We start from the raw sequence: 530 nt of genomic DNA on the forward strand, positions 1-530 counted from the left end.
ATCTAAGACGAGAGACGGAATTGAAGGGGAACTATAGAAAAACATTGTTCGCTTCTTGTTTAGAAAAAATAATTTTTTTAAATCGCTTTAAGCCTTGATACTACTGGGATGATGAAAGCGATTAACCGTATAGAAACAAGGCAAGTGCAAAAATGCACTTGTTTTTTTTAAATTAGGAATTATACTTTTAGTTGTGGAAATAGGAAATTCCACTTTCCAAATAGGAAATATGGAGGAAGCTTATTATGGCTTTTAATATGATTACAAAGTATGCACACAGTCCAAAAGACATTGATCATTACAATACTGATCAGTTGCGTGAAGAGTTTTTAATGAAAAACATTTTTAACCCAGGTGATATTCTTCTCACGTACACTTACAATGATCGAATGATTTTTGGTGGTGTTACTCCTACTACCAAGCCTTTAGAAATTAAGTTGGATAAACAGCTTGGAGTTGAATTTTTCTTACAACGCCGTGAACTGGGTTTTATTAACATTGGTGGTAAAGGTGAAGTTACTATCGATGGT

General features: G+C 33.4%; 1 pseudogene. It reads left to right on the plus strand.

Annotated elements, in window-relative coordinates:
* Positions 1-245: 245 nt before the first annotated feature.
* Positions 246-530, plus strand: a pseudogene (locus KH893_RS11675) (5-dehydro-4-deoxy-D-glucuronate isomerase); the annotation flags it as partial.

Source organism: Liquorilactobacillus sicerae, from assembly GCF_029916425.1.
In the GTDB taxonomy this organism is placed as follows: Bacteria; Bacillota; Bacilli; order Lactobacillales; family Lactobacillaceae; genus Liquorilactobacillus; species Liquorilactobacillus sicerae.